Origin of the sequence: Hyphomonas adhaerens MHS-3 (assembly GCF_000685235.1) — a bacterium.
GTDB classification, from domain to species: Bacteria; Pseudomonadota; Alphaproteobacteria; order Caulobacterales; family Hyphomonadaceae; genus Hyphomonas; species Hyphomonas adhaerens.
The window spans coordinates 107,407-131,445 of sequence record NZ_ARYH01000002.1; the positions used below are offsets into that span (position 1 = coordinate 107,407).

Consider the following 24,039-nt stretch of genomic DNA (forward strand, 5'->3'; position numbering starts at 1 on the left):
CACGCCGAGCAGGAAGAGCGAACGACGGAAAAAGGGAAGTGCCAATGAAGTATATTATGTGTGCGGCCATGGGCGCCGCTCTCTCGGGATTAGCTTTGACGGCTCATGCGGATGGTGAGCGCGTCGAAGGCTGGTCAGGCGAGGGCGCGCTGAGCGCCGGTATGACGAGCGGGAACACAGATACGCGAGACATTGGCCTCAACTTCGATGTCGATCATATCACCGGCAAATGGGACTACGGGATCCAGGGGCAGGTCGATTATGGCGAGCAGGACGGTTTGGAGAGCCGCAACCGCGCGTTCCTGGGCATGAATATCGACTACACGATCAGCGATAATGTGTTCTCATTCGCTCGCGGATCCTACGAGGTGGACCAGTTCACCGGTTTCGATAGCCGCGCCTTCGTCGGCGGCGGTCTCGGGTATCGCTTCCTTGGGCTTGATCCGGTGACCTGGGTTGTCCGCGGTGGTCCCGGTGTGAAGATTGACGAGGTCAAACGCGTCGTGACGGTGGATAGTCTGGGCGCACCTGTTGTCAGGCCTGCAGAGACAGTCACGTCCGCAGGTCTCGTTGGAAAGTCGAAGTTTGCCTGGGCGTTGAACGAAAGGGTGGAACTGTCGAACATCACGGATGTCCTTTATGCGGAAGAGTCCACACAGATTTCCAACGGCCTCGCGCTGACGGCGCAGATCAACGGATCGCTTTCGGCCCGTTTCGGGTTCGATACGCGTTACGATACCAATCCGCCGGACGGATATGAGACGACCGATACAGCCACGAAAATCGGAGTCGTCTACAAGTTCGGCGCTCACTGAGCGGGTGTCGTTTCCAATCGTTGCCTGACGGCCTCGGCGATCATGTCGCCGAGGCGCGGGCCTTCGACGGGGTAAAGGTAGGGTTCAATGGCTTCCAGTTCCATGAGCAGCAGTCTGCCATCCTCACGACGGACCATGTCGACGCGGGCGTAGAGGGGCGCTTCATCCAGCATGGCGATGATCGCGGACGCCTCTGAGAGGTCATCCGCTGGCGGATCGACGGGCGTTTCGGTGCCGCCATATTTGGACTGGATACGATAGTCGCCTGGCACCGCCCGCTTCACCAGAGCGTGGCAGAATTCCCCGCCAATGAAGATGAAGCTGTATTCGCCCTCGCTCTGGATGGTCGGCAGGAAGGGCTGCACCATCATGGCGTGGGGCATGTCTGGTACCGGCTCGCCTCGCTTCAATCTGTGCTGGCCGTCGGCGCCGGCGCCGACCTGGCGTTTGAAGACGAGGTCGTCGGCCTGGAGCGTATCGAAGGCGCCGGCCGCGCTCGCCGCATCCGCCTTGTCGAGCCAGACGGTGGGAATGAGCCGCGCCCCGCGCGCTTCGAGATCCCGCAAATAGGTCTTGTGAATGTTCCAGCGGACGAGATCGACGGGATTGTAGAGGCGTGTGGCCTTTCCAATCCGGTCGAGCGTGGCAAGGAATTCTTCCTGCCGGTCCCAATAGTCCCACGTTGTGCCGATGATGGCGGCGCCGTAGCTGCTCCAGTCGGCGTCCGGGTCGTCCCAGGCGACATCCACGATCGTCAGGCCCCGGGCCTCGAAGGCCGGGCGCAAGGCGTCCATCATGTAGTCGTGCTCAAATGCATCATCCCGTCGGCCGGGTGTTCCGGGAAGGGTGACCTGCGAGGCGATGTAGGCGATTTTCATGGACGCGCCTTTAGCACGCTCGCCGGTTGCGTCCAGCGTCCGGCTCTGGCAATGCCCCCCTTTTCAGCAGGAGATTCCGGATGACGGACGTGCGTTTCGATGTAGTGGGTCTCGGCAATGCGATCGTGGACGTCCTGTCGCGTGCTGACGACGCTTTCCTGGCCGAGTGGGGCATTCTCAAGAATGCGATGAACCTGATCGAGGAGCCGCGCGCACATGAGCTGACCAGCGTCGCCCGGGAGCCGCTTTACACATCCGGCGGAAGCGGGGCGAACACGATTGCCGGCCTCGCCAGCTTCGGCGCGTCGGCGGCCTATATCGGCAAGGTGGCGGACGATGAGCTCGGGGCTCAGTTCCGGAAGGAAATGGAAGCCGGCGGTGTGCCGTTTCCGACCTCACCGCTGACCGAAGGCCCGGCGACAGCGCGCAGCATCATATTCGTGACGGAAGACGGCCACCGGTCCATGAACACCTTCCTCGGCGCATCCGTTCTGTTTTCGAAAGAAGACGTCGATGCCGATGTCGTGAAGGCTGGCGGGATCCTCTATCTGGAAGGCTATCTGTTCGACAAGGATGAAGCCAAGGAAGCCTTCATTTACGCAGCCGAGATCGCCAAGGCCGCAGGCCGCAAGGTGGCGCTGACCCTGTCCGACAGGTTCTGCGTCGATCGCCACCGGCCGAGCTTCCTCCAGCTGGTCAAGAACAATGTCGATATTCTCTTCGCCAACGAGGAAGAGCTGCTGGCGCTCTACGAGACCGACGATTTCGACGCCGCCATGGCGGCGCTGCAGGCCGATACGGCGGTTGCGGCCGTGACGCGCAGCGAAAAAGGCTCTGTTGTCATAGGCGACGGCGAGCCGTTGGCGGTTGAGGCGGTGCCGGTGAAGGAGGTCGTGGACACAACCGGCGCGGGCGATCAGTACGCGGCCGGCTTCCTGTTCGGTATGTCACGCGGCCTGCCATTGGCGAGCTGCGCCCGGCTTGGCCATATCGCGGCCGCTGAAGTGATCAGTCATTTCGGCCCGCGTCCGGCGGTCTCCTACAAGGTGCTTGCGGAAGCCGCCGGGATCTTCGCCTAGGCGGTTATCGCTTCGGCGGCATAGTCCAGCCGGTCATGCCCGAAGAACATCTCTTCGCCCACGAAGAAGGTCGGGGAGCCGAATGCGCCGCGTGCGATCGCTGTGTCGGTATTTTCTTTCATTGCGGCTTTGCAGGCGTCGTCATTGGCGAGGCGTTTGATCTCGGCGAAATCGAACCCTTCCGCGTCGCACATGGCTTTGACGGAGGCATCATCGTCCGGTTTCAGCGCTTCAGGCGTTTCCCACATGTAACGGAAGCAGGCGTCGATGAAACGCTGCTGCTTGGCCGGATCGCCAGCGAGACCGATGGTGGCCCGCAGCAGGTCGCGCGTGCTGACCAGGGGGAAGTAGGGATTCATGCGGACGGTGAGCCCATAGCGCCCGGCGCAGCGCTGCAGGTCTGCCAGCATGTAGGTGTTCTTGGCCGGCACCATGCCCGGGGGGCGGTTTCCGGTGCCTTGCATGACAGCACCAAGGAACATGGGTTTGATTTCGACGACGGCCCCGGTGCGCGCTTTCAGCTGTTTAACGGCTGCGTTGGCAATATGGGAATAGGGACTGATATAGTCAAAATAGAACTCAAGCGCCTTGGTCATCTGGGTCTCCGCAAGTTTCATTTTGGAACTAAGACAAATCAGGTTAGGCTTTCAAGTATGAAATGGACAGAACTCTCGGATAATTGGTGCCCGGTCGCGCGGACGCTGTCTGTCGTGGGGGACCGGTGGACGCTTCTGATCCTCAGGGACTGTTTTCTCGGCCTGTCACGGTTCGAACAGTTCATCGAGTCGAGCGGCATGACCCGCCACATCCTGGCCGAGCGCCTGAAGCGGCTGGTTGAAGCAGGAATATTGGAGCGCCGGCAATATTCCGCCGGGCCGAAACGGTACGACTATGTGCTGACGGAGAAGGGGCAGGAACTGGCCCCCGCGCTCATGACGCTGAAAGACTGGGGCAAGAAGCACATGCCTGTCCGCCGGGCGACCAATGCCTGACTGGCCGGTTCAGGCTTCTGTCAGGTCCACAGCCTTTTTCTGCACATTGCCATAATCGATCTTGCCGGTGCCGAGCACCGGGATCTCGTCGACATGGTAGACCCGCTTCGGCACGGAGATCTCCGGCACGCCGTGGCTCTGCGCCCAGGCGAGAATCTCTTCACGGTTACAGTCCGGACAATCGCTGAGCAGGATAATCTGCTCGCCTTTGCGCGGGTCGGGCATGGCGACTGCCGCATGCAGGTTGTCGGGCCAGATGGCGCTCGCGCAGTTCTCGACCACCGCCAGAGACACCATTTCCCCGCCAATCTTCGCGAAACGCTTCACACGGCCCATGATGCGGATGAAGCCATCCTCGTCGATTGCCACCACATCGCCGGTATCGTGCCAGCCGTCATCAGGTGCTTCGAGGACCCCGGGTGCGGACGGGCGGAGGTACCCCATCATGATGTTCGGACCCTTGATGTGCAGGCGGCCACCCTCCGGAATACCGTCCACCGGCAGGAGACGATGATCCATGTCCGCCATCAGCACGCCAACCGTACCGGGCTTGTTGCGCTCCCACTGATTGGCCGCAACGACGGGTGAGGCCTCGGTCGCGCCATACCCCTCCAGAATTTCGATTTCGAACTTGCGGCGAACCAGCGATCGCGTCTCGTCCTTCACGCGCTCTGCGCCGCAGACGGCGAGACGGATGGAGCTCATGTCCCCATCAGCCCCTACACGGGCATACTGGGAGATGAATGTGTCCGTCGCCAGCAGAATGGTGACGCCCGTTTCCCGGATGCGTTTCACGATTTCGCGCGGCTGCAGCGGCGAGGGATGGAAGACCACCGGAATGCCTGCGATCAGCGGCAGGATGGCGCCGACGGTCAGGCCGAAGCAGTGGAAGGTGGGCAGCGGATTGAACAGCTTGTCCGTATTCACATCGAGGCCGATATGGGCGCGGACCTGCTCCACATTTGCCATGACGTTTTCATGGCTCAGGACAACGCCTTTCGGTTCGCCCTCCGTACCGGACGTGAACAGAACGACGCCCGGGCTCTTGTAGCGCGCCTTGCGGCGGATCAGGCCAGGCGCGAGCGGACCGATCAGGGCTGCGAGCTTGTCCTTGAGAGACAGGCTGTCGCGGACATCTTCAAGATAGATGATTTCCGCAACACGGGAGAGGTCTTTCACCAGGGCTTCGAGACCAGCGATTTCAATGAATTTGCGGGCCGTGACGATCTTCGTCATTTCAGCGGCCCGCATGGCCGCTTTCAGGTTCCGCGAACCGGCCGTGAAGTTGAGCATCGCCGGAACGCGGTTGTAGGCCGACAATGCGTAAAAGCCGATCACTGCGCCTGCGCCTGTTGGCAGCATGATGCCAACCGATTCGCCGGATTTGGTTTTCGAGGCCAAGGCCGAGCCGAGGCCAAACGCGCCGCGGATCACTTCCTTGTAGCTGAGCAGGCGTTCTTCGCCGTCGACCATGTCGTAAATGATGGTCTTGTTGCGGCCAAATTCGCCCGCGGCCCGCATGAGAGCGGCAAAAAGATCAGTGCGGGTTCGCGCGGGTTGATACGGCAATGGCGCCGGAATCGGTAGCGTGGTCATGAACGGCTCTGGTTTCCTCGTGGACGGTTTCCGCCTCACTTGTTTGTAACATTTTGTCGCCAAGCAGCCAGAGAGCGGCGAACATTGCAAGTTTGCATGAGCAGATTGCAGTGTCTCTCACTTGAGTTCGGGCGCGGGTGAGGCCATGTTCCGGCGATGGCAAACCTGATTGATCTCAAGGGCGAAACGCCCCGTCTGCGCCACCCGGAGAAACAGGCGCGTCCGGATAGCCCGGTACAGCGCAAGCCGGACTGGATCCGCGTCAAGGCGCCGGGGTCCAAAGGCTATTCCGAAACGCGGGAGATCGTGAAATCCAAGGGCCTCGTGACGGTGTGCGAAGAGGCCAGCTGCCCGAATATCGGGGAGTGCTGGGACAAGAAACACGCCACGATGATGATTCTGGGCGAGGTCTGCACCCGCGCTTGCAGTTTCTGCAACGTCTCGACCGGCAAGCCGCCGGCCGGTGTGGACGAGGACGAACCGCGCCGTGTGGCCGAAGCAGTTGCCGAAATGGGCCTCCAGCACGTGGTAATCACGTCCGTTGACCGCGATGACCTGGTCGACGGTGGCGCGATGCATTTCGTGAACACGATCGAGTCCATCCGCGCCGCATCGCCCGGCACCACAATCGAGATTCTGACACCTGACTTCCTGCGCAAGGATGGCTGGGAAACCCGTGTGATCGACGCGAAGCCGGATGTGTTCAATCACAACCTCGAAACGGTGCCGCGTCTTTACCTGTCGATCCGCCCCGGCGCGCGGTATTTCCACTCGCTGCGCCTGTTGCAGAAGGTGAAGGATCGCGACCCGAACCAATTCACCAAATCCGGCCTCATGGTCGGCCTTGGCGAGACGAAAGAAGAAGTGATGCAGGTAATGGACGACATGCGGTCCGCCGGCGTCGACTTCCTGACGATCGGCCAGTACCTGCAGCCGACCCGCAAGCACGCGCCGATCGACCGGTTTGTCACGCCGGACGAGTTCCGGTCGTATGAAGAGATTGCGCGGGCCAAAGGTTTCCTGATGGTGTCAGCGACGCCGCTGACACGGTCGTCGCACCATGCAGGCGAAGACTTTGCCCGGCTGCGCGCCGCGCGTGAGGCGCTGAACGCGTCCCGGGTTTCTGGCAAGTCCGCCTGAGCGCATGGCGCGTTTCTCCAAATCGGTCCGGCTGCCCTATACTCCAGAGCAGTGCTTTGACCTTGTGTCGGACATCCGGCGCTATCCTGACTTCATCAAATGGATCACGGCGATGCGCGTCTCGGAGGAGGCAGTCCTTGGCGACGGTGCCTCCTCCTGCCTTGGAGAAGCGGTGATCGGGTTCAAGGGTTTTACCGAGCGGTTCTCAACACGGGTCACGAAGACCCCATCTGCCGGTCACGTGATTGCGTCGCTGGTGAAGGGGCCGTTCCGCCGCTTGCGGGCCGAGTGGAAGATCACCCCGCAGGAGCGGGGCACGGATGTGCGGCTGGACATCGACTATGACTTCAAGAATCCGTTCATTGGTATGTTGGCCGCGGCCAATCACGACCTGGCGGTCACGAAAATCCTGGATGCTTTCCTGGAAGAAGGGCGCCGCCGATACGCGGCGCCGTCAACGCCCGTAACGGACACCTAGTTCATCTGGAACTGTATCAGTTTCAGCGCACACTCGACGGCCGCCATGCGGACTTCGGTCCGGCCGATCTCGCCTACCTGCAGCATCTCATGCACCACGGCCCGGTTCTCGCGGGCACATGCGACGTGCACCGTGCCGACGGGTTTCATGCGCGTGCCGCCACCGGGGCCGGCGACACCTGTGATCGCCACAGCAATGTTGGCGCGGCTGGCTTCAAGCGCGCCCTCGGCCATCATCCGGGCGACCGGTTCAGAGACTGCGCCGTAATCTGCAAGCGCATCTCCCGGCACGCCGAGCATCTCTTCCTTTGCCCGGTTCGAATAGGTGACAAAGCCGCGGTCGAATACGGTCGACGAGCCAGCGATGTCGGTGAACAGGGCAGCGACGAGGCCGCCCGTGCAGCTTTCTGCTGTGCAGATCCGCAGACGCGCCTGTTCAGCATCGTCGAGGATCAGCATGGCGAGATTGCGGAGTCGGTCTGGAAACATGTCGGTCACGTTATGCCTACATCACCGCCCGGTGAAGACGGGATTGCGCTTTTCAATGAAGGCGGCTGCGCTTTCTTTTGCATCTGCCGTCTGCATCAGGCGGCGGATCTCGGTGATCGCCATTTTGCCAACGTCGCGCCATGGCGGATCGACTGTTTCGCGCAGGCCCTTCTTGATCGCCTGAACCGCCAGCGGCGGGTTGGAGGATATCTTGTGGGCAAGACTGAGCGCGGTGGGCATCAGGTCTTCATGCGGCACGACGCGTGAGGTCAGCCCGATCTCTTTCGCCGTGTCGGCGTCGACGATGTCTCCCGTGAAGAGGAGCTCGCATGCCCTTTCACGTCCAACCAGCTGAACGAGACGCCCAAAACCGGGGGCATCGCAGGTCAGCCCCCGCGTAACGAATATTTCGCCGAACCGCGCTTTCTCCGAGAAGACGCGGATGTCGGCCATGATGGCGAGTTCTGCGCCCCAGCCGAGCGCAAACCCGTTTACAGCAGCGATGACCGGAATATCCGTATGGAGAAGGGCGTCGGCAGCAGGGGTCAGGCCGCCTGTTTTCTTTGCGCGTTCGGCCATTTCCGGCGTGGACGGCGCGCCCTTGGACAGGATCTGTTTGACGTCGTCGCCTGAGCAGAAAGCACGATCCCCCGCGCCGGTGATGACAATGGCGCGCGCATCTGCGCTTCGGACGGCATCTTCAAGCGCCATATAGGTCGGATAATCGAGCGCATTCATGGCTTGCGGCCGGTCGAGCGTCAGAATTGTAACGTGGCCGTCCTGTTCGATCTTCAAACCACCGGACATGAGCGTTCTCCCTTTTTTGCAAAGGGGAGCACGGGCGCGGCGATTTGCAAGAGGGGACGCGGCGTCAGGCTTTCGGCGCGAGGACGGCCACGGCTTCCGCTGCGATGCCTTCCTGCCGGCCGGTAAAGCCAAGGCGCTCCGTCGTGGTCGCTTTCACGCTTACGGCATCCAAGGGCAGTCCGAGTAATTCTGCCGTGCGAACCCGCATCGTTTCCCGGTGCGGCTTCACCTTCGGGGCTTCGCAGACCACGGTGATATCACAGTTGGCCAGGGTGAAGCCGGCCTGTTCTGCCAGGGCCTGAGCATGCTTCAGGAAAATGCCGCTGTCAGCATTGCGCCATTGTGGGTCGGATGGCGGGAAATGATCGCCGATGTCACCCAGCGCAGCGGCGCCAAGGATCGCGTCGGTCAGCGCGTGCCACGCCGCATCGGCATCGGAGTGCCCCTTCAGTTTCGCGGTGTGTGGAATCTTTACGCCGCACAGGGTGACATGGTCACCGGGTTCGAAGGCGTGAACATCAAATCCCTTGCCGACACGCGGAACGGACAGGGCGGGGGAGAGTAGTCTGGCCAACAAGTCGAAATCCTCTGCGTAAGTGATCTTGTGAAGCCGGGCGTCGCCCGGCACCAGCGTCGTCCGTGCGCCTGCGGCTTCGACCGCCTCAAGGTCATCGACGTAGGAGTCTGACGTCTCGAGCGCGGCGCGAATTGTCGAGAGCCGGAAAGCCTGCGGTGTCTGGACCCGAAAAAGCCCTTCGCGTGGGACCGTCGAGAGGTGGCCAGAGGCTTGCGATTTCAGGGCATCGGATACGGGCAGGGCCGGTGCGGCCGCGTCATGCTCTGTCAGCGCTGATACAAGCGTATCGATCATGGAGAGACTCACGCCGGGACGGGCAGCATCGTGGATCAGGACAGGCGTGCTATCTGCGGTCGTCAGGGCCGCAATTCCGGCGCGAACAGAAGCGGTTCTGGAGTCGCCGCCACATACGACTTTAGTCTTAGACGGAAAGCTGGTGGCCGCGGTCAGATCGTCCACAACGACCACAAGTTCCAGAAGGTCCGGATGGGACAGAAACAGGTCGACAGACCAGTCGATGACCCGCCTTCCGAGCAGGATTTCCCATTGCTTCGGGCTCTCCAGGCCTGTGCGGGCCCCTCTGCCGCCAGCGACGATAATTGCAGCGAATCCGGTCATGAGCGCCTTCTAAGGCACCTGTTGCATCTATGCCATGCTGTTTCAGCTTACGCAGCGTCGTGCATCTGCTTATGTTTTGTGCACTTGCGAAGTCTCAAAAAGGTGCAAGAATGAACAAATGGTTAGTTTCGAGGCACCCAAGGTCTGGTTAGCGCCCATGTCAGGCGCCACGGATGCCCCTATGCGGCGGCAAGCCGTATATTTTGGCGCGCCTGCCGTGGTTTCGGAGATGGTTGCCGGAGAGATGCTGTCGGCGCAACGCCCGGATGTTGTGCGACGCACCTGCCGCCATGAAGGGGACGGGAACTGGATCGTCCAGCTGGCCGCCCGGAGGCCGGAAGACATGTGCCGGGGTGCCGAACTGCTCGCTGAGAGCGGCGTGGATATTATCGATATCAATATGGGGTGCCCTTCTCGTCAGGTGACGGGTGGTCAGTCAGGTTCGGCCCTGATGCGCGATGTGCCTCTGGCCAGCGAGATCATGGATGCCGCCATTGCGGGCGCTGGCGGACGTCCGGTGACCCTGAAGATGCGTCTCGGCTGGGACGATACGCTGCTGAATGCCCCCGAACTGGGCGCGATTGCGGAATCCAAAGGTATCCGGATGCTGACGGTGCATGGCCGCACCCGCTGCCAATTCTACAAGGGCTCAGCCGATTGGACGGCCGTGAGAGACACGGTTGAGGCGGTCAGCCTGCCGGTGATCGTCAATGGCGATATAGGTTCTGCCGATGATGCCAAGCGCGCTCTGGAGCAGTCCGGCGCGCATGGCGTGATGGTGGGACGGGCCGCCATGGGCCAACCCTGGCTCGTCGGTGAGATCGCAGCCGCCTTGGGGAAGGCTGACTGGCGCGCGCCGGCCCGTACGGAAAAACTTCTGTCTCTTTGCGAGCAGATTGAGGATTCGGTGTCGCTCTACGGCCCGAAACTGGGTGTGTTGACGGTTCGAAAGCACGTGTCTGCCGCCATCGATGCGCTTGACCTTCGCACCGCCCCGGCTGCGCGCCGGAGCCTGCGCTCAAAACTCTGTCAGATCTCTGACTGGCAGGAACTCATCGCCGCCCTGCGGCAAGTTTATTTGCAACCCGACCTCGTGGAGGCCGCCTGAAATGCCGGTGGATACTTTGCTGGACGCTCGTTCCCTTGCGGATCTTTCTCCTGTTGCCCTGCTCGTCATAGACGACCGACGGCGTATCGTGGATGGAAATCCCGAAGCGGAATCGCTGTTTCAGCTTTCGCGCAGATCGCTTACGGGAAAACCCCTCAGTGAGCTGATCTATCACGACTCTCTTATCTGGGAATTGCTGGACCGGGCGCAGCGCCAGGTGGGCGACATCGCCTCTCCGGGGACGCCCATCACGGGGCCATCGATCACGTCTGGACTTGTCTGTGATGTTTGGGTGCGAACGACTGGCGATGAGGGGTTCGTCATTGCGCTTGTCGAAACGGCTGTCCGTGAAGGCAACGAGTCTTCAGCCGGGGTGGCCGGCTTCGGCAGGATCCTCGGGCACGAAGTCAAAAACCCACTGGGTGGAATTATCGGTGCGGCCCAGTTGCTGGAGCGCCAGGGGGTCGAAGGACAAGCGGAACTTCTGGAAATTATCCGGGACGAAGCACGCCGGATAGAGCGGCTGGTCAATCGGCTGTCGGCGTTCGAACTGTTCTCTGCGCCCCGGATGAAAGCGTTCAATATCCATGCGCTGCTGGATCGCGTCGTTGCGTCGGAACGGGTTGCGATTGGCGAGAAGGTGGAAATCAAGCGTGATTTCGATCCTTCCTTGCCGGAGCTCATGGGTGATGAAGACCACCTGCAGCAGGCCTTCCAGAACATCATCCGAAACGCGGCTGAGGCTGCACAGGAAGGTGGCGGTAGTGGGCAAGTCACGATTCGAACGGCCTATGCGACCGGTCTCGCCTTCAAGCGGTCACGGTTCGGCGTTGGGCTTCAGCGCGCAATGCTGGTGACGATTGAAGACAATGGCCGGGGTATTCCGCGAGAAAAGTTGTCTCGCATTTTTGATGTTTTCCAGAGCTCCAAATCAGGCGCGCGCGGGCTGGGCCTGTCGGTCGTAAAAGAAGTTATCACGGCCCATGGCGGCCAGATCCGGGTGGACAGCGAACCGGGTGCAACCCGTTTCACTGTTCTTCTGCCAATTCGTACAGGAGGCCTTAATGGCTGATAAGACCGTTCTTCTTGCAGAGGACGACGCCAGCATCCGGCTGATCGTGAACCAGACGCTTGTCGCAGCTGGTTATGAAGTCCGCGCCACAAGCTCACCGGAAGCGCTGGAGCGCTGGGTGCGGAACGGCGAAGGCGATGTCGTTGTCACCGACGTTTATCTTGGGGATGCGTCGATTTTTGATCTGCTTCCGTCGATGCGCCTGTCGCGTCCAGAGTTGCCTTTCATCGTTATGAGTGGCCAGAACACGATCCTGACAGCAGCCAATGCGGCCCAGCACGGTGCGTTCGATTATCTGCCAAAGCCGTTCGATATCGACGCGCTGACCAGCCTTGTGCAGCGTGCCCTGAAGGCGCCGCCGAAGACATCTGTTCGCGCCATCAACCCGGAATCCCAGAAGGCAATCAGCGACGCTGGCTTGCCGCTGATCGGCCGCTCCGATGCCATGCAGGAGGTTTACCGGATCATCGCCAAGGTGATGAATACGGACCTGACTGTCCTGATCGAAGGGGAGAGCGGTACCGGGAAGGAACTGGCTGCCCGCGCGATCCACCAGCTTGGTTCGGCAAAAGACGGAAAGTTTGTCGCGCTGGATCTGGCTGCCCTGCCGGCGGCCGAGATCAACCGTCAGCTGTTCGGCGCAAATGGCGAACCCGGCGCGGTGCACCAGACAGGCGGAACCCTTTATCTCGACGAAATCGGTGACCTGCCTGCCGAGGCGCAGACGCAACTTGTGAAGTTTCTGCGGGACGCAAATGGCGCCCGTCTGATTGCCTCCACGCGGCGCAATCTGGGCCGGATGGTGGAAGAGGGGGTCTTCCGAGAAGACCTCTACTACCGCCTCAATGTCGTGCGTCTTGCCATGCCGCCGCTGCGGCTGCGCAAGGAAGACATTCCGGAACTCGCGCGGGCCTTCCTGATCCGGGCCCAGCGTCAGGGGCTGTCGGCCAAGAATTTCGACAAGTCGGCGATCGACCTCATTATGGCCTACGACTGGCCCGGAAATGTGCGGGAGCTCGAGAATCTCGTCTTGCGCCTGGCCGTGCTCAGTCCGGATGACACGATCACGCTACGCGACGTGGAGCGTGAATTGCGCGCTGGCGCGAGCGAGCAAAAAGGCGCGAGCGGCGGCTTTGAAAAGGATATCGAAACCCTGCTGCACCGGCACATCATGGGTGACCTGATTTCCAGCCGTGAAGATGAGGAAAGCTCTGTTTATTCGCGGGTTATCGACCAGGTAGAGCGGCCGCTGATCCGCCTCGCCCTGTCCGTGACTGCCGGAAACAAGGTGAAGGCAGCGCAGCTTCTTGGCATGAATCGCAACACGTTGCGGGCCAAGATCAACGCACTCGGCATTGCAGAAGAGTAATTGACGACTGCCAGGACTGTGGCTCTAATGCACCACTGTTGCTGTAGGGGCACGTTTGTGTGATCTTAGGGCAACGGGCGGGGGCCTGAGCAGAGTCGGTAGATTGTCGAACCCGTTAAGTCAGCATGCACCGAAAGCGAGTTGGGCCCTTTTTGAAGGGCTCTTCATCATTGCTGCGCTGGTGGCGGTTTTTGCGACCTTTATCACGATTGCGGGCGTAAACCCGGACAATCCGACCGCAGGCTCAACGCCGTGGCTGCTGGCCCTCAATCTGGTTCTTATCATCGCCCTTGCGGTCATTGTGATCCGCGAATTCCTGGCTATCCGCAGTCGTTCGCGGGAAGCCGGTGAGGGGCGTCTGGCCCAACGTTTCGTCATGCTGTTCGGGTTCTCGGCGCTGGTGCCGTCCATGGTCGTGGGCATTTTCCTTGGCGCCGTGGTAACCCGCGGCCTCGACAACTGGTTCGGCGATACGGCCGAAGCGGTGATGGAGAAGAACAAGCAGATTTTCCAGGACTATGTCGACAATTTCAAATCCTCATTCGACGTGGATGTGCGACTCGCGGCGCTCGATGTCGAAAATTTTGCCAGGGATGTGAAGACCCAGATGGCCGCTGAAAATGGCGGGCAGGCGATTGAGGGGGATGATTTTGCTGCCAATGCATCTGCCGCTTTGTCCGAAGGTCTCCGGCAGACGCTCGCCTATCGTGAATTCGTGACGATTTCGATCGTCAGCGCGGATGGCCAGGAGATCATCGCGGAAGAGAACGCGGGAACGCCGGTGCGCTTGCGTCCGCCGCCAGATGCATTTGAGGAAGCCCGCAATGGCGAAGTAGTGACAACGCTCTACGAGCCTCAGGGCATTGGTACAGCCCTGATCAAGATTTCCGAACCGGTCGATGGCTATGTCTACGCCGCCAAACCGTTCGACCGGAACCTGTTCGCCATGTTGCGGGACGCTGAAGACCAGCTCGCGCAATACAACAATGCCAAACAGCGTAGCGGGCGGCTGCAAACGATCTTCGCAATCGGTTATGCGCAGATCACTGCCTTGATCTTGCTGCTGGCCGGCCGGTTGGGACTTGAGGCAGCCGGACGCGTTACCGGCCCCATCGGACGTCTGGCGTCGGCGGCCCATACGGTGCGCGATGGCGACTTGACCGTGCGTGTTCCGGTCAGTGGGCCGAAAGATGAGGTTTATGCGCTCAGCCAGTCCTTCAATGCGATGACGGAGCAATTGTCAGAACAGCGAAATGCTCTGATCCGCGCACGTGAAGAAGAGGAAGATCGCCGCCGTTTCGTGGAAACACTGCTTGCAGAAGTCAGCGCCGGAGTGATCCGCATGGGGGCGGACATGACTGTGACGCTGGCCAACCGGTCTGCCGGTGACCTTCTCGGGATTGAAGAAGTTCAATCCGGCGAGGCCCTGGAAGTGGTCGCGCCGGAATTCGAACGTTATGTGCGCGACACATTGGAGCGGAATTCACCTGTGGATGCCTCCATCGAGATCAGTCGGAACGGATCGACCCGGCATATTCGTCTGAAGACAGCACCAGACCCGGCAGGGGGATGTGTTTTGACTTTTGACGACACCACCCGCCTGATCAATGCCCAACGCCAAATGGCCTGGCGTGATGTCGCGCGCCGTATCGCGCATGAAATCCGCAATCCGCTGACACCGATCATGCTGTCGACAGAGCGCCTGCGCCGCCGCTACGCCAGCAAAATCGACGACCATGACGGTGTGTTTGAGAAATGCATTGATACCATCCTCCGCCAGGTGGGCGACATCGGCCGGATGGTTGAAGAGTTTTCCAGCTTTGCCCGGATGCCGAAGCCAAGTGTTTCGCCATTCGACATGAAAGACCTGCTTCAGGAAGCCAGCTTCTCGCGAAGCGTGGTCAATCCGGACATCGACTTCGAATTCGAAAGCGGCGCCTCAGCCACGACTTATACTGGCGATGAGCGGCTGATCGGTCAGGCGATCGGCAATCTGCTGAAAAATGCTGCGGAAGCGATCGAAGGCATGCCGGAAGACATGGAGGTCCAGGGGCAGATCCGCATGGCCTTGAGCGGTGACGACCATGGCCTTGAAGTTACCATTGAAGATAATGGGCCTGGTTTTCCAGAGGACGTTCGGGAACGTTTGCTGGAGCCTTATGTGACCACGCGGGAAAAGGGCACAGGCCTTGGTCTCGCAATTGTGAACCGGATTATCGCCGATCACGGCGGTTCCATTTCGCTGCAGAACCGGCTCGATGGCCTGCGCGGTGCGCGTGTGCGTATCTGGTTGCCGCCGCATGAGCCAGCAACTGAAACAACACCGTCAGCCAATGATGACATGGCCGGCGTGAATCCACATTCCCCACAGACTGTCCGCGTAGAGGAGCCGACGCCATGGCGTTAGATATTCTGGTCGTAGATGATGAACCCGATATCCGGGAACTGATTGCCGGTGTTCTGGGGGACGAAGGTTATTCCGTGCGCACTGCGGCAACAGCAGAGGCGGCGCTTGAAGAGGTCCGCACACGGACGCCGCGGCTAGTGGTGCTCGATGTCTGGCTGCAGGGCAGCGGAATGGATGGATTGTCCCTTCTGAAATACCTGAAGTCGATTGATCCGCTGTTGCCGGTCATTGTCATAAGCGGGCACGGCAATATTGAAACAGCGGTCGCAGCCATCCGTCGCGGGGCGTATGATTTTATCGAGAAACCGTTCAAGACGGACCGTCTGTTGCACCTCATCGACCGGGCCATTGAGTCTGCGGCGCTGAAGTATGAAAACGCCACCCTGCGCAATCGGGCCGGGGATGATGAGCGCTGGATTGGCCATAGCAATGCCGCCGCCAACCTTCGCGCATCCATTGAGAAAGTTGCGCCAACAAATTCCCGTGTCATGATCACCGGCCCTGCGGGTGTCGGGAAAGAGCTTGCGGCTCGCCTTATCCATCGCAACTCCTTGCGCGAAAACGGTCCCTTCATTGTGGTCAACGCAGCGACGATTGCGCCGGACCAGATGGAGATCGCACTATTTGGCGAGGAAGACGCACAGGGGCGGACGACCCGAATTGGCCTGTTCGAGAAAGCTCACCTTGGAACCCTGCTTCTTGATGAAGTCGCCGATATGCCCCCGGGAACGCAGAGCAAGATCCTCCGGGTGCTGACCGAACAGCGCTTCCAGCGTGTCGGGGGACGGTCTGACGTGAGCGTGGATGTGCGTGTGATGTCCGCGACAACCAAGGATTTGAAGCAGGAGATCGAGGAATCCCGATTCCGCGAAGACCTTTACTATCGCCTGAACGTGGTACCGCTTCGTGTGCCTTCGCTTGCGGAACGCAGGGACGATATCGCAGATCTTGTAGATTATTTCATCGCGCGGATCGCCGATTCATCCGGGCTGACGCCGCGAACGTTTTCCCAGGAAGCCATGGCGGTCCTGCAATCGATGGAATGGCCGGGGAACATCCGGCAGCTGCGAAATGTCGTGGAGCGTATCCTGATCCTGTCGCCGTCAGATTCAAGTCGTCCGGTCAGTGTTGACGAACTGCCACGCGACGTAGGCAGCAATGTCCAGACCGCCAAGGCGGGATCTGCGGACCTGGTCGGCCTCTCTCTTCGCGATGCGCGCGAACAGTTTGAGCGTGAATATCTGGCATTGCAGATCACAAGGTTTAACGGGAATATTTCCCGGACGGCTGAATTCATTGGAATGGAGCGCTCTGCACTCCATAGAAAATTAAAGGCTTTGGGTGTAGCGTCCGGGACGAGCCGGCAAGACAGCTGATGTCGGCGGAAGGCTGAGGAATGCGCGTTCTTATCTGCGGGGCTGGCCGGGTCGGACACGGCATCGCGCGGCGTCTTGCTCGCGAAAAGCACGATATCACGATTATTGATGAGGATCCGGACCTGGTTGACCAGGTTTCGACCGATCTGGATGTGCGCGGCTATGCCGGGCACGCGGCACATCCGGATGTGCTGAAGCGAGCGGGTGCCGCAGACTGCGAAATGATCATCGCAGTGACCCATTTCGACGAAATCAACATGGTGATCTGCCAGATCGCCCACACGCTCTTTTCGGTGCCGTTCAAGATCGCCCGCGTGCGAGATCAATCCTATATCGACCCGGCCTGGAAGAATATTTTCTCCCGCGAAGGCCTGCCAATCGACATGGTGATCTCGCCCGAGGTCGAGGTTGGCGAAGCGATTCTTCAGCGTCTGCGGACCCCAGGGGCGATCATGTCTGCTTCGTTCGGGAGAGGGAAAGTCCGCCTGCTCGGTCTAGAAATTGCCGAAAATAATCCACTGCTCGATACAGCGGTCGATCAGATCCGTGGCCTGTTCCCGGATCTGTCTGCCCGCATCATCGGGATCGGGACGGGGGATACGGTACGCGCGCCGAAAGGCAGCGACGTGCTGAAGCCGGGGGATCGCGCCTATATTGCCGTGCTGGATTCCCACGCAGAACGGTTGACCTCCATCTTTAACCGGAATGTCGAGCGATCCGATCACATCGTGATCGTTGGCGGCGGGAATGTCGGGCTTTATGTCGCCCAGACGCTCGAACGTGAAAGCAACAAACGTATCCGATTGATTGAAAACGATCCTGAGCGCGCCAACACGGCCGTGGCAGGGGTCAAGCGCTCCATCGTGATTCAGGGAGACGGTCTCAATCCTGATATTCTTACGGAAGCGGGCGCATCCAAAGCGGATTTCGTTGTCGCAATCACCAATGACGACAAGACAAACCTGCTGATTTCCAATCTTGCCAAGCGCGCCGGGGCCAAACGTACGCTGGCATTGGTAAATGCAACAGAGCTCGCCGGGCTGGCACATGACATGCGGGTCGACGCCGTGCTCGACCCTCGTGCACTGACCGTTTCGCAGATCCTGTTGCGCATGCGCCGTGGACGTATCCTGGGACTGCAGTCGCTTGAAGACGGGCAGGCGGAAGTCGCGGAGGGTGTCACCCTCGAGTCTTCCTCCCTGATCGGAAAACCAACAGGCTATGACGACCTGCCAGACGGTGTAACGGCAGCGGCGATTGTACGGGGTGACGAGGTCATCATCGCCGGGCCGGAAACCGTTGTTCGAACTGAAGACCGCCTGATCGTTTTCTACGAGGAGGAGCTGGTCCGGAAAGTGGAGAAATTCTTCCGCGTCAGTCCGGACTTCTTCTAAGCGCATGAACTACGCATCCGTTGTCCGCATCCTGGCACTCGTGATGCTGATCCTCGCGGGCTCAAGCTTGCCTGCGATCCTGACAGCGCTGGCCTATGGAGAAAACGAGCAGGTTTTTGCTTTCCTTGCCATGGTGCTCGGGATCAGCGTGATCAGCACGAGCATTCTGTTCCTGACGCCCCGGCCGAAACAGAAAGCCCGTCCGTCAGACGCGCTCGGACTTGTGCTCCTTTGGTGGTTCCTGGCGCCCGTGGCAGCGTGTCTTCCATTCGTGGTCGGAGTTCAGAATGCGTCCTTGCTGCAAGCAATCCATGAAGCGACTGCCTGCCTGACAACCACAGGCCAATCCGTCATCGCGGTGGAAGGCAATCTGTGGCCGGCCAGTCTGATCGTTTGGCGGGGCACCCTGCACCTTTTGGGTGGAGCGGCCTCAATCATCATGGCTGCCAGTGTGTTGGCCGCACTGAACCTGGGAGGGCCCGGCATCCATCGCAGCGTCCTGTTCGTGATGCCGGAGACGAGTTTCTTCGATGCGGTTCCGAAAGTTGCGCGTTCAGTCGTTCTCATCATGGTCGTGTCGATCACGGTAACGGTTCTTGCTCTGGAACTGGCTGGCGTATCGGCGGGGCGGGCTTTCTCCGATGCGGTAAGTGTCTGGACGACCGGGCTGGTGGATCCCGCGCCATATGGCCGCGCAAATGCCGGGGCGGTCGCAGATGTCATTCTGGCCATCGGCCTGGTGGGCGGCGCATTGGGATTGGCCGTGGCTCTCCCGCTGAGGGAGCGCCGCTTTCTGCAGGCCGTGACAGATCCGGAGACACGGGTGTTCATGCTGCTCGTCGGCATTTTTACGGTAATGGCAATTGCGTCTGGCCTGGGCTTTCTGGAATCACTCGGCTGGTCGATTTCAGCATTGGCGACCTCCGGTTTACCGCTGGGCAGCGCTGACACCTGGGACAATGTGCCTTTGCCGGTGTTCGTGCTGCCGGCGCTGATAGGCGGATCGGCCTTGTCCGCCGCGGGTGGGGTGAAGATCGCCCGGCTGATCGTTCTTTCCCGGCGAGCCGGACTGGAGTTCCGGCAGCTGGGGTATCGCCGGTCCGTTCTGGGGTTCCGGTTCCGTGACAGGGAAATGGATGAGCGAAGCGTGATTGGCGTTTGGGTTTACCTGATCGCCTACATTCTGTCCGTGTTCCTGGTCATGGTTGGATTTGCCTTCACCGGTTTGCCTCTTGAATCCTCGATACGGCTGGCGATTGGTTGCCTGACCAATTCCGGTGGCCTTGTCGTGGGCCACGTTGCCCAGCTGGATCAGGCTGCCTCAGTTTTAGCCATTTTCTCGATGTTACTGGGCAGACTGGAGATTCTGGCGATCATTCCTGCAATTTCTATCAGTTTCTGGCGGGGGTAGATGGGGTTGCCCCTTGCGAAAGCTCTTCAATCCAGTTAGCCCGCGATCATAACAAGAACAACAGGACTAACCTGCTATGTCGGCTGATAAAAAACAGAACCTTCAGGATGCTTTCCTCAACGCCGTCCGCAAATCGCGCACGCCGCTGACGGTTTTTCTTGTGAACGGCGTGAAGCTGCAGGGTGTGGTGACTTGGTTTGACAATTTCTGTGTGTTGCTGCGTGGCGATGGTCGTCCACCGCAGCTTGTCTACAAGCACGCCATTTCCACAATTGCCCCGAGCGCACCTGTACAGCTCTTCGACGAAGAGATTGACAAGGAATAGAGCTTATTGGGCGACAAGCTGATCGATCGTCTCCCCGCGCCGGAAATTGCTGGCGCGATTATTCCCTGGTTCACTCCAGCAAATAGACCGTCGACTGACCGGATAGAAGAGACGGCTGGCCTGATCCAGGCACTAGGCTGCGAGCTCGCCTTTCTGCGTCCGGAACAAGTGCGGCAAGTCAACTCAGCCCAGCTCCTGTCTGGCGGCATCCTGAATCGTCTCGCGGATGACCTCGAAGCAAGTGATTGCACTCTGGCCGTTGTCGATGGCGCGCTGACGCCGGTGCAGCAGCGGAATCTCGAGAAAAAGCTGGGCGTGAAAGTCATTGACCGGACGGGCTTGATCCTTGAGATCTTCGGACTGCGCGCGCGGACAAAAGAAGGCCGGTTGCAGGTCGAATTGGCGCGGTTGTTGTACGAACGCTCCCGGCTTGTACGGACATGGACCCACCTTGAGCGCCAACGTGGGGGTGGAGGGTTTCTGTCCGGACCCGGTGAGAGCCAGCTGGAAGCCGACCGGCGAATGCTGGACGACAAGATTGTACGACTGAAATCGGAGTTGGACGATGTGCGCCGTACGCGCGCCGTTCAGCGTGCTGGCCGCCAGCGAACCGGAAAGCCGGTTGTGGCTCTCGTCGGATACACGAATGCCGGCAAGTCGACGCTCTTCAACCGGCTGACAGGCGCGGACGTGTTTGCCAAGGACATGCCGTTTGCAACGCTGGATCCGACCATCCGCCGTCTCGACTTGCCCACGCTGGGAGAGGCTGCGTTGATCGATACGGTCGGATTTATCACGGACCTGCCCACACACCTGATCGATAGTTTCCAGGCAACCCTGGAAGAAGCGATGCAGGCGGACTTGCTGGTTCATGTGAGGGACAGGTCGAGTCCGGCAGATCAGGAGCAGGCCGAGGATGTTCTCCGCGTGCTGGAACGCCTGGAACAAGAAACCGGCTTGCCTTTGCCGCCGATGATTGAAGCCTGGAACAAGGTGGACCTGTTGCCGCCGGACCGGGCGGACGCGCTTGCCATGTCTGCTGAGGTGCAGGAGGAACACCCCGCAGTATTGGTGTCTGCGGTCACTGGGGAGGGGATGGACGCCCTCCTTGCGGCAATCGAACGGGGATTGCTGCGCAGTGCCGCAAAAGTGAGGGTAATCCTGCGGCCGGAGGATGGCCGGGCACGGGCATGGCTTCACAGGAATGGCGAAGTTCTGACCGACGAGATGCAGGACAATGCCACATCCATGATGACTGTCCGGCTAAAAACGGATCGGCTTGGCCAGTTTCAGGCAGAATTCCCGTCTATAGAGATCGAGCCGGCCGACTAGGTTGGCGTCTCGGTTTTCTTCACCGCCTTCCAGAGGTTTTCCTGCGCGTCGAGGTCGAGTGAGGCAAAGTCCTTTCCCCGGTCGGCAGCCAAGGATTCCATGGCACGGAAACGGCGTTCGAACTTTGCATTGGCTTGCCGCAATGCCACCTCCGGATCAATGTTCAGGCGCCGGGCGAGGTTTGCCGCAACGAAGAGCAGGTCTCCGACCTCATCCATGATCGCGTCTTCTTCACCGCTGGCGATCGCCTCCTTCACCTCTGCTGTTTCCTCATCCAGCTTGTCGAAGATCTGTTCGGCTTCGGTCCAGTCAAAGCCCGTACGAGCGGCACGCTTCTGAAGTTTCTCGGCGCGAAGCAATGCGGGCAGGGAGAGGGCGACTCCGTCCAGTGCGCTTGCGGCGTCTTCTCCTTGCGCTTTGGCAGCGCGTTCCTCAGCCTTTACGATTTCCCACGCCACGATCTGGTCATCAGAGGAGCGGTTGTCGGTCGTCTCAAAGACATGTGGATGGCGCCGCACCATTTTTTCGTTGATTGCGGCGGCAACATCCGCAGCTTCGAAGGCCCCTTCTTCTGCGGCCATCTGGCTGTGAAACGCGACCTGGAAAAGCAGGTCTCCCAACTCCTCCCGCAAGTCGTTCATGTTGCCGCGCTCGATCGCATCAGCAACTTCGTAGGCTTCTTCAATTGTGTAGGGTGCAATTGATTGGAAGGTCTGCTCCAGGTCCCATGGGCAGCCACCGTCAGGGCTGCGCAGGCGGGCCATGATGTCGAGCAGACGAACAAATTCTTTCGCTGCGCGTTGTTGGGGCGACGGGTCGGATCGATCCATGAAGCCGTTCCTGTTGATTTGGCTGGGCCGTTTCAGGCGGGAATATGCCATGGGCATGGCGTTGACGACAAAGCCGGAATGGATTGACTTTACCGGCGGTGCAAGAGACGTGAAGGCCTACAGACTTGTATTCTGCACATCCAATGAGCCAAAGACGAGGCGCCGTTCATGAAAGATCGTACGATCCTGATAGGCATTGACTGGGGCGCCTCAACCTTTCGTGCCTGGGCCTTCGACGAGGAAGGCGAGGTCATCGGCGGAATTTCTGTGCCCGACGGCATCCTGACCCATTCTGGGGATGCATTGGGACGACTCAAGTTTCACATCAATGAGTGGCTGAGCGAGTGGCCTCAGGTTCCGATCATTGCTTGCGGAGGTATTGGTGGTTCGCAAGGTATCCAGAATGTCGATCACCGGTCCGTACCGATGATGATTGCGGACCTCCCTAAGCACCTTGCGGTTGCCCATGGTATTCACATCGTGCCTGGGCTGAAACAGGCTTCGCCGCCTGATGTCATGCGAGGCGAGGAAACGCAGCTGTTTGCGCTCGATGAATCTATCGGCGCGGTTTGTTTCCCTGGAACCCACACCAAGCATGTAACCGTGGAACATGGGCGCATTATCGGCTTCACGACCGAGATAACCGGTGAACTACGTGCATTGCTGACGGCAAATGGAGGGCTGCAGACTCCGCAGGATGTGGAACAGGAATTCAGCGAGGCGGTGTTTCGCGAATGGGTCGAGTATTCACTCGACCCCGACGATGCGGCGTCGCCATTTGCAGTTCGCGCCGCGCGCATGACCGGGTTACTGGATCCCAAGCATCATGAAGCAGCGTTAACGGGCTTGTTGATCGGAGCAGATATCGCGGCTCATTATGACCCGGGCGATGAACTGACCCTGGTTGCCGATGGTGCGATCCTGGAATCCTATCGGCTTGCACTCGATACCCTGGGAGCCGAGTTTGACGAATTGTCGGCAGAGGAAGCAACGCAGGACGGTCTGTTTGAACTGGCGGAAGAAGCGGGGCTGATCGGATGATGCTGGCGCCGGAATGCGTCGCCCCGACGGGGTGTGTGCTGGGCGAAGGCCCGGTTTGGAGCGAGACGGAGGGGTTTCTCTGGTGGGTCGATATCAAGCGCGCCAAGCTGCACCGCTATAATCCAAGAACAGGCAATACGCGCCGTTACGACCTGCCGCTTCGGGCGAGTTCCATTGCGCTGTATGAGGGCCACTTCCTCATGGTGGGAGACCGTGAAATCGGCATCTATGATCCGTCCACAGAGGTGTATGATCGGATTTGCCTGATCGAAGGCGAGCCGGAGGGAAACCGAACAAATGATGGCGGGGTGGCGCCGGACGGCTCCTTCTGGTTCGGGACCATGGACGATTCGGAAAAAGAAGCGCGCGGCAGCTATTTCAGATATGGGGCCGACAAGGCGCTCACCCAGTTGCGGCTGCCATCTGTCATGGCGACCAACACAATGCAGTTTTCTCCCGACGGACGCACTTTCTATACGTGTGATAGCGTTGAGCAGGAAATCCTTGCCTACGATTTTGATCCCGACTCCGGTGCCCTGAGTGGCCGGCGGGTTTTTGCCTCGACATACGAGTTCGGTGGCTTTCCGGACGGATCGGCGATTGATTCGGAAGGGTGCCTCTGGACTTGCCTCTGGGGCGCTTCGAGGGTTGTCCGGTACACGCCGGAAGGGGAAGTCGACCAGGTCATCATTCTGGCGGCGCCGCGGCCGACCAGTGTGGCTTTCGGCGGCCCTGATCTGAGGACCATGTTCATCACCACTGCCAGGGCAGGGATGAGCTTTCCTCAACTGGATGCCCGGCCATTGTCCGGAAGCCTGTTTGCCGTTCAGGTGGATGTACCGGGGCTCCCGGCACGGGAGTTTGGCCAACCTGGGCTTTGAGACGGGCTCTTGCGCAGGTTTGAAA

23 protein-coding genes are annotated in these 24,039 nt (G+C 60.0%); 16 read left to right on the forward strand and 7 right to left on the reverse strand.

What is annotated here, in order from left to right:
- Positions 1 to 44: 44 nt before the first annotated feature.
- Positions 45 to 815, forward strand: coding sequence for a DUF481 domain-containing protein (locus HAD_RS12670; RefSeq protein ID WP_035572365.1), 771 nt, complete (start codon positions 45 to 47; stop codon positions 813 to 815).
- Here the strand turns inward: HAD_RS12670 and HAD_RS12675 are convergent.
- Positions 809 to 1,693, reverse strand: coding sequence for an ATP-grasp domain-containing protein (locus tag HAD_RS12675; RefSeq protein WP_035572366.1), 885 nt, complete (start codon positions 1,691 to 1,693; stop codon positions 809 to 811). The genes HAD_RS12670 and HAD_RS12675 overlap by 7 nt on opposite strands.
- An 80-nt stretch (positions 1,694 to 1,773) precedes the next feature.
- Between HAD_RS12675 and HAD_RS12680 the strand changes: the two genes are divergently transcribed.
- Positions 1,774 to 2,772 carry an adenosine kinase gene (locus tag HAD_RS12680; RefSeq protein WP_035572367.1) on the forward strand — a complete coding sequence of 333 codons (999 nt, stop codon included), beginning with the start codon at positions 1,774 to 1,776 and terminating at the stop codon, positions 2,770 to 2,772.
- Here HAD_RS12680 and HAD_RS12685 read toward each other — a convergent pair.
- Positions 2,769 to 3,368, reverse strand: coding sequence for a 2-hydroxychromene-2-carboxylate isomerase (locus HAD_RS12685; protein ID WP_035572844.1), 600 nt, complete (start codon positions 3,366 to 3,368; stop codon positions 2,769 to 2,771). The genes HAD_RS12680 and HAD_RS12685 overlap by 4 nt on opposite strands.
- 57 nt (positions 3,369 to 3,425) lie before the next feature.
- Here HAD_RS12685 and HAD_RS12690 point away from each other — a divergent pair, with 57 nt between their 5' ends.
- Positions 3,426 to 3,764 (forward strand): winged helix-turn-helix transcriptional regulator, encoded by a 339-nt coding sequence (locus HAD_RS12690; RefSeq protein ID WP_035572368.1) that lies wholly within the window; start codon positions 3,426 to 3,428, stop codon positions 3,762 to 3,764.
- A 9-nt stretch (positions 3,765 to 3,773) separates the two neighbouring features.
- Here HAD_RS12690 and HAD_RS12695 read toward each other — a convergent pair whose 3' ends face one another.
- Positions 3,774 to 5,360: an AMP-binding protein gene (locus HAD_RS12695; RefSeq protein ID WP_051596274.1), complete on the reverse strand. Its 1,587-nt coding sequence runs from the start codon at positions 5,358 to 5,360 to the stop codon at positions 3,774 to 3,776.
- Positions 5,361 to 5,516: 156 nt separating this feature from the next.
- Here HAD_RS12695 and lipA point away from each other — a divergent pair, with 156 nt between their 5' ends.
- Together lipA and HAD_RS12705 are read left to right on the forward strand one after the other, a co-directional pair.
- The gene (gene lipA / locus HAD_RS12700) at positions 5,517 to 6,500 is read left to right on the forward strand and encodes a lipoyl synthase (RefSeq protein ID WP_035572369.1); all 984 of its coding nucleotides are present in this window, start codon (positions 5,517 to 5,519) and stop codon (positions 6,498 to 6,500) included.
- A gap of 4 nt (positions 6,501 to 6,504) precedes the next feature.
- The gene (locus HAD_RS12705; RefSeq protein ID WP_035572370.1) at positions 6,505 to 6,978 is read left to right on the forward strand and encodes a type II toxin-antitoxin system RatA family toxin; all 474 of its coding nucleotides are present in this window, start codon (positions 6,505 to 6,507) and stop codon (positions 6,976 to 6,978) included.
- On the opposite strand, the gene HAD_RS12710 is transcribed toward HAD_RS12705, so the two are convergent.
- From HAD_RS12710 to HAD_RS12720, 3 genes are all read right to left on the reverse strand, one after another.
- Positions 6,975 to 7,466, reverse strand: a complete 492-nt coding sequence (locus HAD_RS12710) for a CinA family protein (RefSeq protein WP_035572371.1) — start codon at positions 7,464 to 7,466, stop codon at positions 6,975 to 6,977. The genes HAD_RS12705 and HAD_RS12710 overlap by 4 nt on opposite strands.
- A gap of 21 nt (positions 7,467 to 7,487) precedes the next feature.
- Positions 7,488 to 8,273, reverse strand: coding sequence for an enoyl-CoA hydratase/isomerase family protein (locus tag HAD_RS12715; RefSeq protein WP_035572372.1), 786 nt, complete (start codon positions 8,271 to 8,273; stop codon positions 7,488 to 7,490).
- A gap of 64 nt (positions 8,274 to 8,337) precedes the next feature.
- On the reverse strand, positions 8,338 to 9,468 hold the full coding sequence (locus tag HAD_RS12720) for a bifunctional 2-C-methyl-D-erythritol 4-phosphate cytidylyltransferase/2-C-methyl-D-erythritol 2,4-cyclodiphosphate synthase (protein ID WP_035572373.1): 1,131 nt from the start codon (positions 9,466 to 9,468) through the stop codon (positions 8,338 to 8,340).
- Between the two features lie 157 nt (positions 9,469 to 9,625).
- On the opposite strand from HAD_RS12720, the gene HAD_RS12725 reads away from it, so the two are divergent.
- The 9 genes from HAD_RS12725 (at position 9,626) to hflX (ending at position 21,262) form a co-directional block, all read left to right on the forward strand.
- Complete coding sequence (locus tag HAD_RS12725) at positions 9,626 to 10,576, forward strand: tRNA dihydrouridine synthase (protein WP_277813280.1); 951 nt, start codon at positions 9,626 to 9,628, stop codon at positions 10,574 to 10,576.
- A gap of 1 nt (position 10,577) precedes the next feature.
- The gene (locus tag HAD_RS12730) at positions 10,578 to 11,648 is read left to right on the forward strand and encodes a two-component system sensor histidine kinase NtrB (RefSeq protein ID WP_035572375.1); all 1,071 of its coding nucleotides are present in this window, start codon (positions 10,578 to 10,580) and stop codon (positions 11,646 to 11,648) included.
- Positions 11,641 to 13,017 carry a sigma 54-interacting transcriptional regulator gene (locus HAD_RS12735; RefSeq protein WP_035572376.1) on the forward strand — a complete coding sequence of 459 codons (1,377 nt, stop codon included), beginning with the start codon at positions 11,641 to 11,643 and terminating at the stop codon, positions 13,015 to 13,017. The genes HAD_RS12730 and HAD_RS12735 overlap by 8 nt, the downstream gene beginning before the upstream one ends.
- 103 nt (positions 13,018 to 13,120) lie before the next feature.
- Positions 13,121 to 15,424 carry a sensor histidine kinase NtrY-like gene (locus HAD_RS12740; protein WP_051596275.1) on the forward strand — a complete coding sequence of 768 codons (2,304 nt, stop codon included), beginning with the start codon at positions 13,121 to 13,123 and terminating at the stop codon, positions 15,422 to 15,424.
- Positions 15,415 to 16,800 (forward strand): nitrogen assimilation response regulator NtrX, encoded by a 1,386-nt coding sequence (gene ntrX, locus HAD_RS12745; protein ID WP_035572377.1) that lies wholly within the window; start codon positions 15,415 to 15,417, stop codon positions 16,798 to 16,800. The genes HAD_RS12740 and ntrX overlap by 10 nt, the downstream gene beginning before the upstream one ends.
- Positions 16,801 to 16,820: 20 nt before the next feature.
- On the forward strand, positions 16,821 to 18,194 hold the full coding sequence (gene trkA / locus HAD_RS12750) for a Trk system potassium transporter TrkA (RefSeq protein ID WP_035572378.1): 1,374 nt from the start codon (positions 16,821 to 16,823) through the stop codon (positions 18,192 to 18,194).
- A gap of 4 nt (positions 18,195 to 18,198) precedes the next feature.
- Entirely contained in the window at positions 18,199 to 19,605 is a 1,407-nt protein-coding gene (locus HAD_RS12755) for a TrkH family potassium uptake protein (protein WP_035572379.1), read from the forward strand.
- A 76-nt stretch (positions 19,606 to 19,681) separates the two neighbouring features.
- Positions 19,682 to 19,930 carry an RNA chaperone Hfq gene (gene hfq, locus HAD_RS12760; RefSeq protein ID WP_035572380.1) on the forward strand — a complete coding sequence of 83 codons (249 nt, stop codon included), beginning with the start codon at positions 19,682 to 19,684 and terminating at the stop codon, positions 19,928 to 19,930.
- Between the two features lie 6 nt (positions 19,931 to 19,936).
- Positions 19,937 to 21,262: a GTPase HflX gene (gene hflX / locus HAD_RS12765; protein WP_051596276.1), complete on the forward strand. Its 1,326-nt coding sequence runs from the start codon at positions 19,937 to 19,939 to the stop codon at positions 21,260 to 21,262.
- On the opposite strand, the gene mazG is transcribed toward hflX, so the two are convergent.
- Positions 21,259 to 22,092, reverse strand: a complete 834-nt coding sequence (gene mazG, locus HAD_RS12770) for a nucleoside triphosphate pyrophosphohydrolase (protein WP_035572382.1) — start codon at positions 22,090 to 22,092, stop codon at positions 21,259 to 21,261. The two genes, hflX and mazG, sit on opposite strands and share 4 nt — an antisense overlap.
- A 168-nt stretch (positions 22,093 to 22,260) precedes the next feature.
- Between mazG and HAD_RS12775 the strand changes: the two genes are divergently transcribed.
- Together HAD_RS12775 and HAD_RS12780 are read left to right on the forward strand one after the other, a co-directional pair.
- A complete protein-coding gene (locus HAD_RS12775) occupies positions 22,261 to 23,133 on the forward strand; it encodes a 2-dehydro-3-deoxygalactonokinase (RefSeq protein ID WP_035572385.1) in 873 nt (290 codons plus the stop codon).
- Entirely contained in the window at positions 23,130 to 24,014 is an 885-nt protein-coding gene (locus HAD_RS12780) for an SMP-30/gluconolactonase/LRE family protein (RefSeq protein WP_051596277.1), read from the forward strand. Before HAD_RS12775 ends, HAD_RS12780 begins: the two co-directional genes overlap by 4 nt.
- The last annotated feature ends 25 nt before the right edge of the window (positions 24,015 to 24,039 follow it).

Excerpts from the sequence above, each read along its gene's own strand:
- HAD_RS12670 (WP_035572365.1), top strand. The coding sequence starts at position 45 with ATGAAGTATATTATGTGTGCGGCCATGGGCGCCGCTCTCTCGGGATTA.
- HAD_RS12680 (WP_035572367.1), top strand. The coding sequence starts at position 1,774 with ATGACGGACGTGCGTTTCGATGTAGTGGGTCTCGGCAATGCGATCGTG.
- hfq (WP_035572380.1), top strand. The coding sequence starts at position 19,682 with ATGTCGGCTGATAAAAAACAGAACCTTCAGGATGCTTTCCTCAACGCC.
- HAD_RS12715 (WP_035572372.1), bottom strand. The coding sequence starts at position 8,273 with ATGTCCGGTGGTTTGAAGATCGAACAGGACGGCCACGTTACAATTCTG.
- HAD_RS12695 (WP_051596274.1), bottom strand. The coding sequence starts at position 5,360 with ATGACCACGCTACCGATTCCGGCGCCATTGCCGTATCAACCCGCGCGA.
- ntrX (WP_035572377.1), top strand. The coding sequence starts at position 15,415 with ATGGCGTTAGATATTCTGGTCGTAGATGATGAACCCGATATCCGGGAA.
- HAD_RS12720 (WP_035572373.1), bottom strand. The coding sequence starts at position 9,468 with ATGACCGGATTCGCTGCAATTATCGTCGCTGGCGGCAGAGGGGCCCGC.
- HAD_RS12755 (WP_035572379.1), top strand. The coding sequence starts at position 18,199 with ATGAACTACGCATCCGTTGTCCGCATCCTGGCACTCGTGATGCTGATC.
- HAD_RS12710 (WP_035572371.1), bottom strand. The coding sequence starts at position 7,466 with ATGTTTCCAGACCGACTCCGCAATCTCGCCATGCTGATCCTCGACGAT.
- HAD_RS12780 (WP_051596277.1), top strand. The coding sequence starts at position 23,130 with ATGATGCTGGCGCCGGAATGCGTCGCCCCGACGGGGTGTGTGCTGGGC.
- HAD_RS12675 (WP_035572366.1), bottom strand. The coding sequence starts at position 1,693 with ATGAAAATCGCCTACATCGCCTCGCAGGTCACCCTTCCCGGAACACCC.
- trkA (WP_035572378.1), top strand. The coding sequence starts at position 16,821 with ATGCGCGTTCTTATCTGCGGGGCTGGCCGGGTCGGACACGGCATCGCG.
- HAD_RS12685 (WP_035572844.1), bottom strand. The coding sequence starts at position 3,368 with ATGACCAAGGCGCTTGAGTTCTATTTTGACTATATCAGTCCCTATTCC.
- HAD_RS12775 (WP_035572385.1), top strand. The coding sequence starts at position 22,261 with ATGAAAGATCGTACGATCCTGATAGGCATTGACTGGGGCGCCTCAACC.
- lipA (WP_035572369.1), top strand. The coding sequence starts at position 5,517 with ATGGCAAACCTGATTGATCTCAAGGGCGAAACGCCCCGTCTGCGCCAC.
- HAD_RS12735 (WP_035572376.1), top strand. The coding sequence starts at position 11,641 with ATGGCTGATAAGACCGTTCTTCTTGCAGAGGACGACGCCAGCATCCGG.
- HAD_RS12730 (WP_035572375.1), top strand. The coding sequence starts at position 10,578 with ATGCCGGTGGATACTTTGCTGGACGCTCGTTCCCTTGCGGATCTTTCT.
- HAD_RS12705 (WP_035572370.1), top strand. The coding sequence starts at position 6,505 with ATGGCGCGTTTCTCCAAATCGGTCCGGCTGCCCTATACTCCAGAGCAG.
- HAD_RS12690 (WP_035572368.1), top strand. The coding sequence starts at position 3,426 with ATGAAATGGACAGAACTCTCGGATAATTGGTGCCCGGTCGCGCGGACG.
- HAD_RS12725 (WP_277813280.1), top strand. The coding sequence starts at position 9,626 with ATGTCAGGCGCCACGGATGCCCCTATGCGGCGGCAAGCCGTATATTTT.
- mazG (WP_035572382.1), bottom strand. The coding sequence starts at position 22,092 with ATGGATCGATCCGACCCGTCGCCCCAACAACGCGCAGCGAAAGAATTT.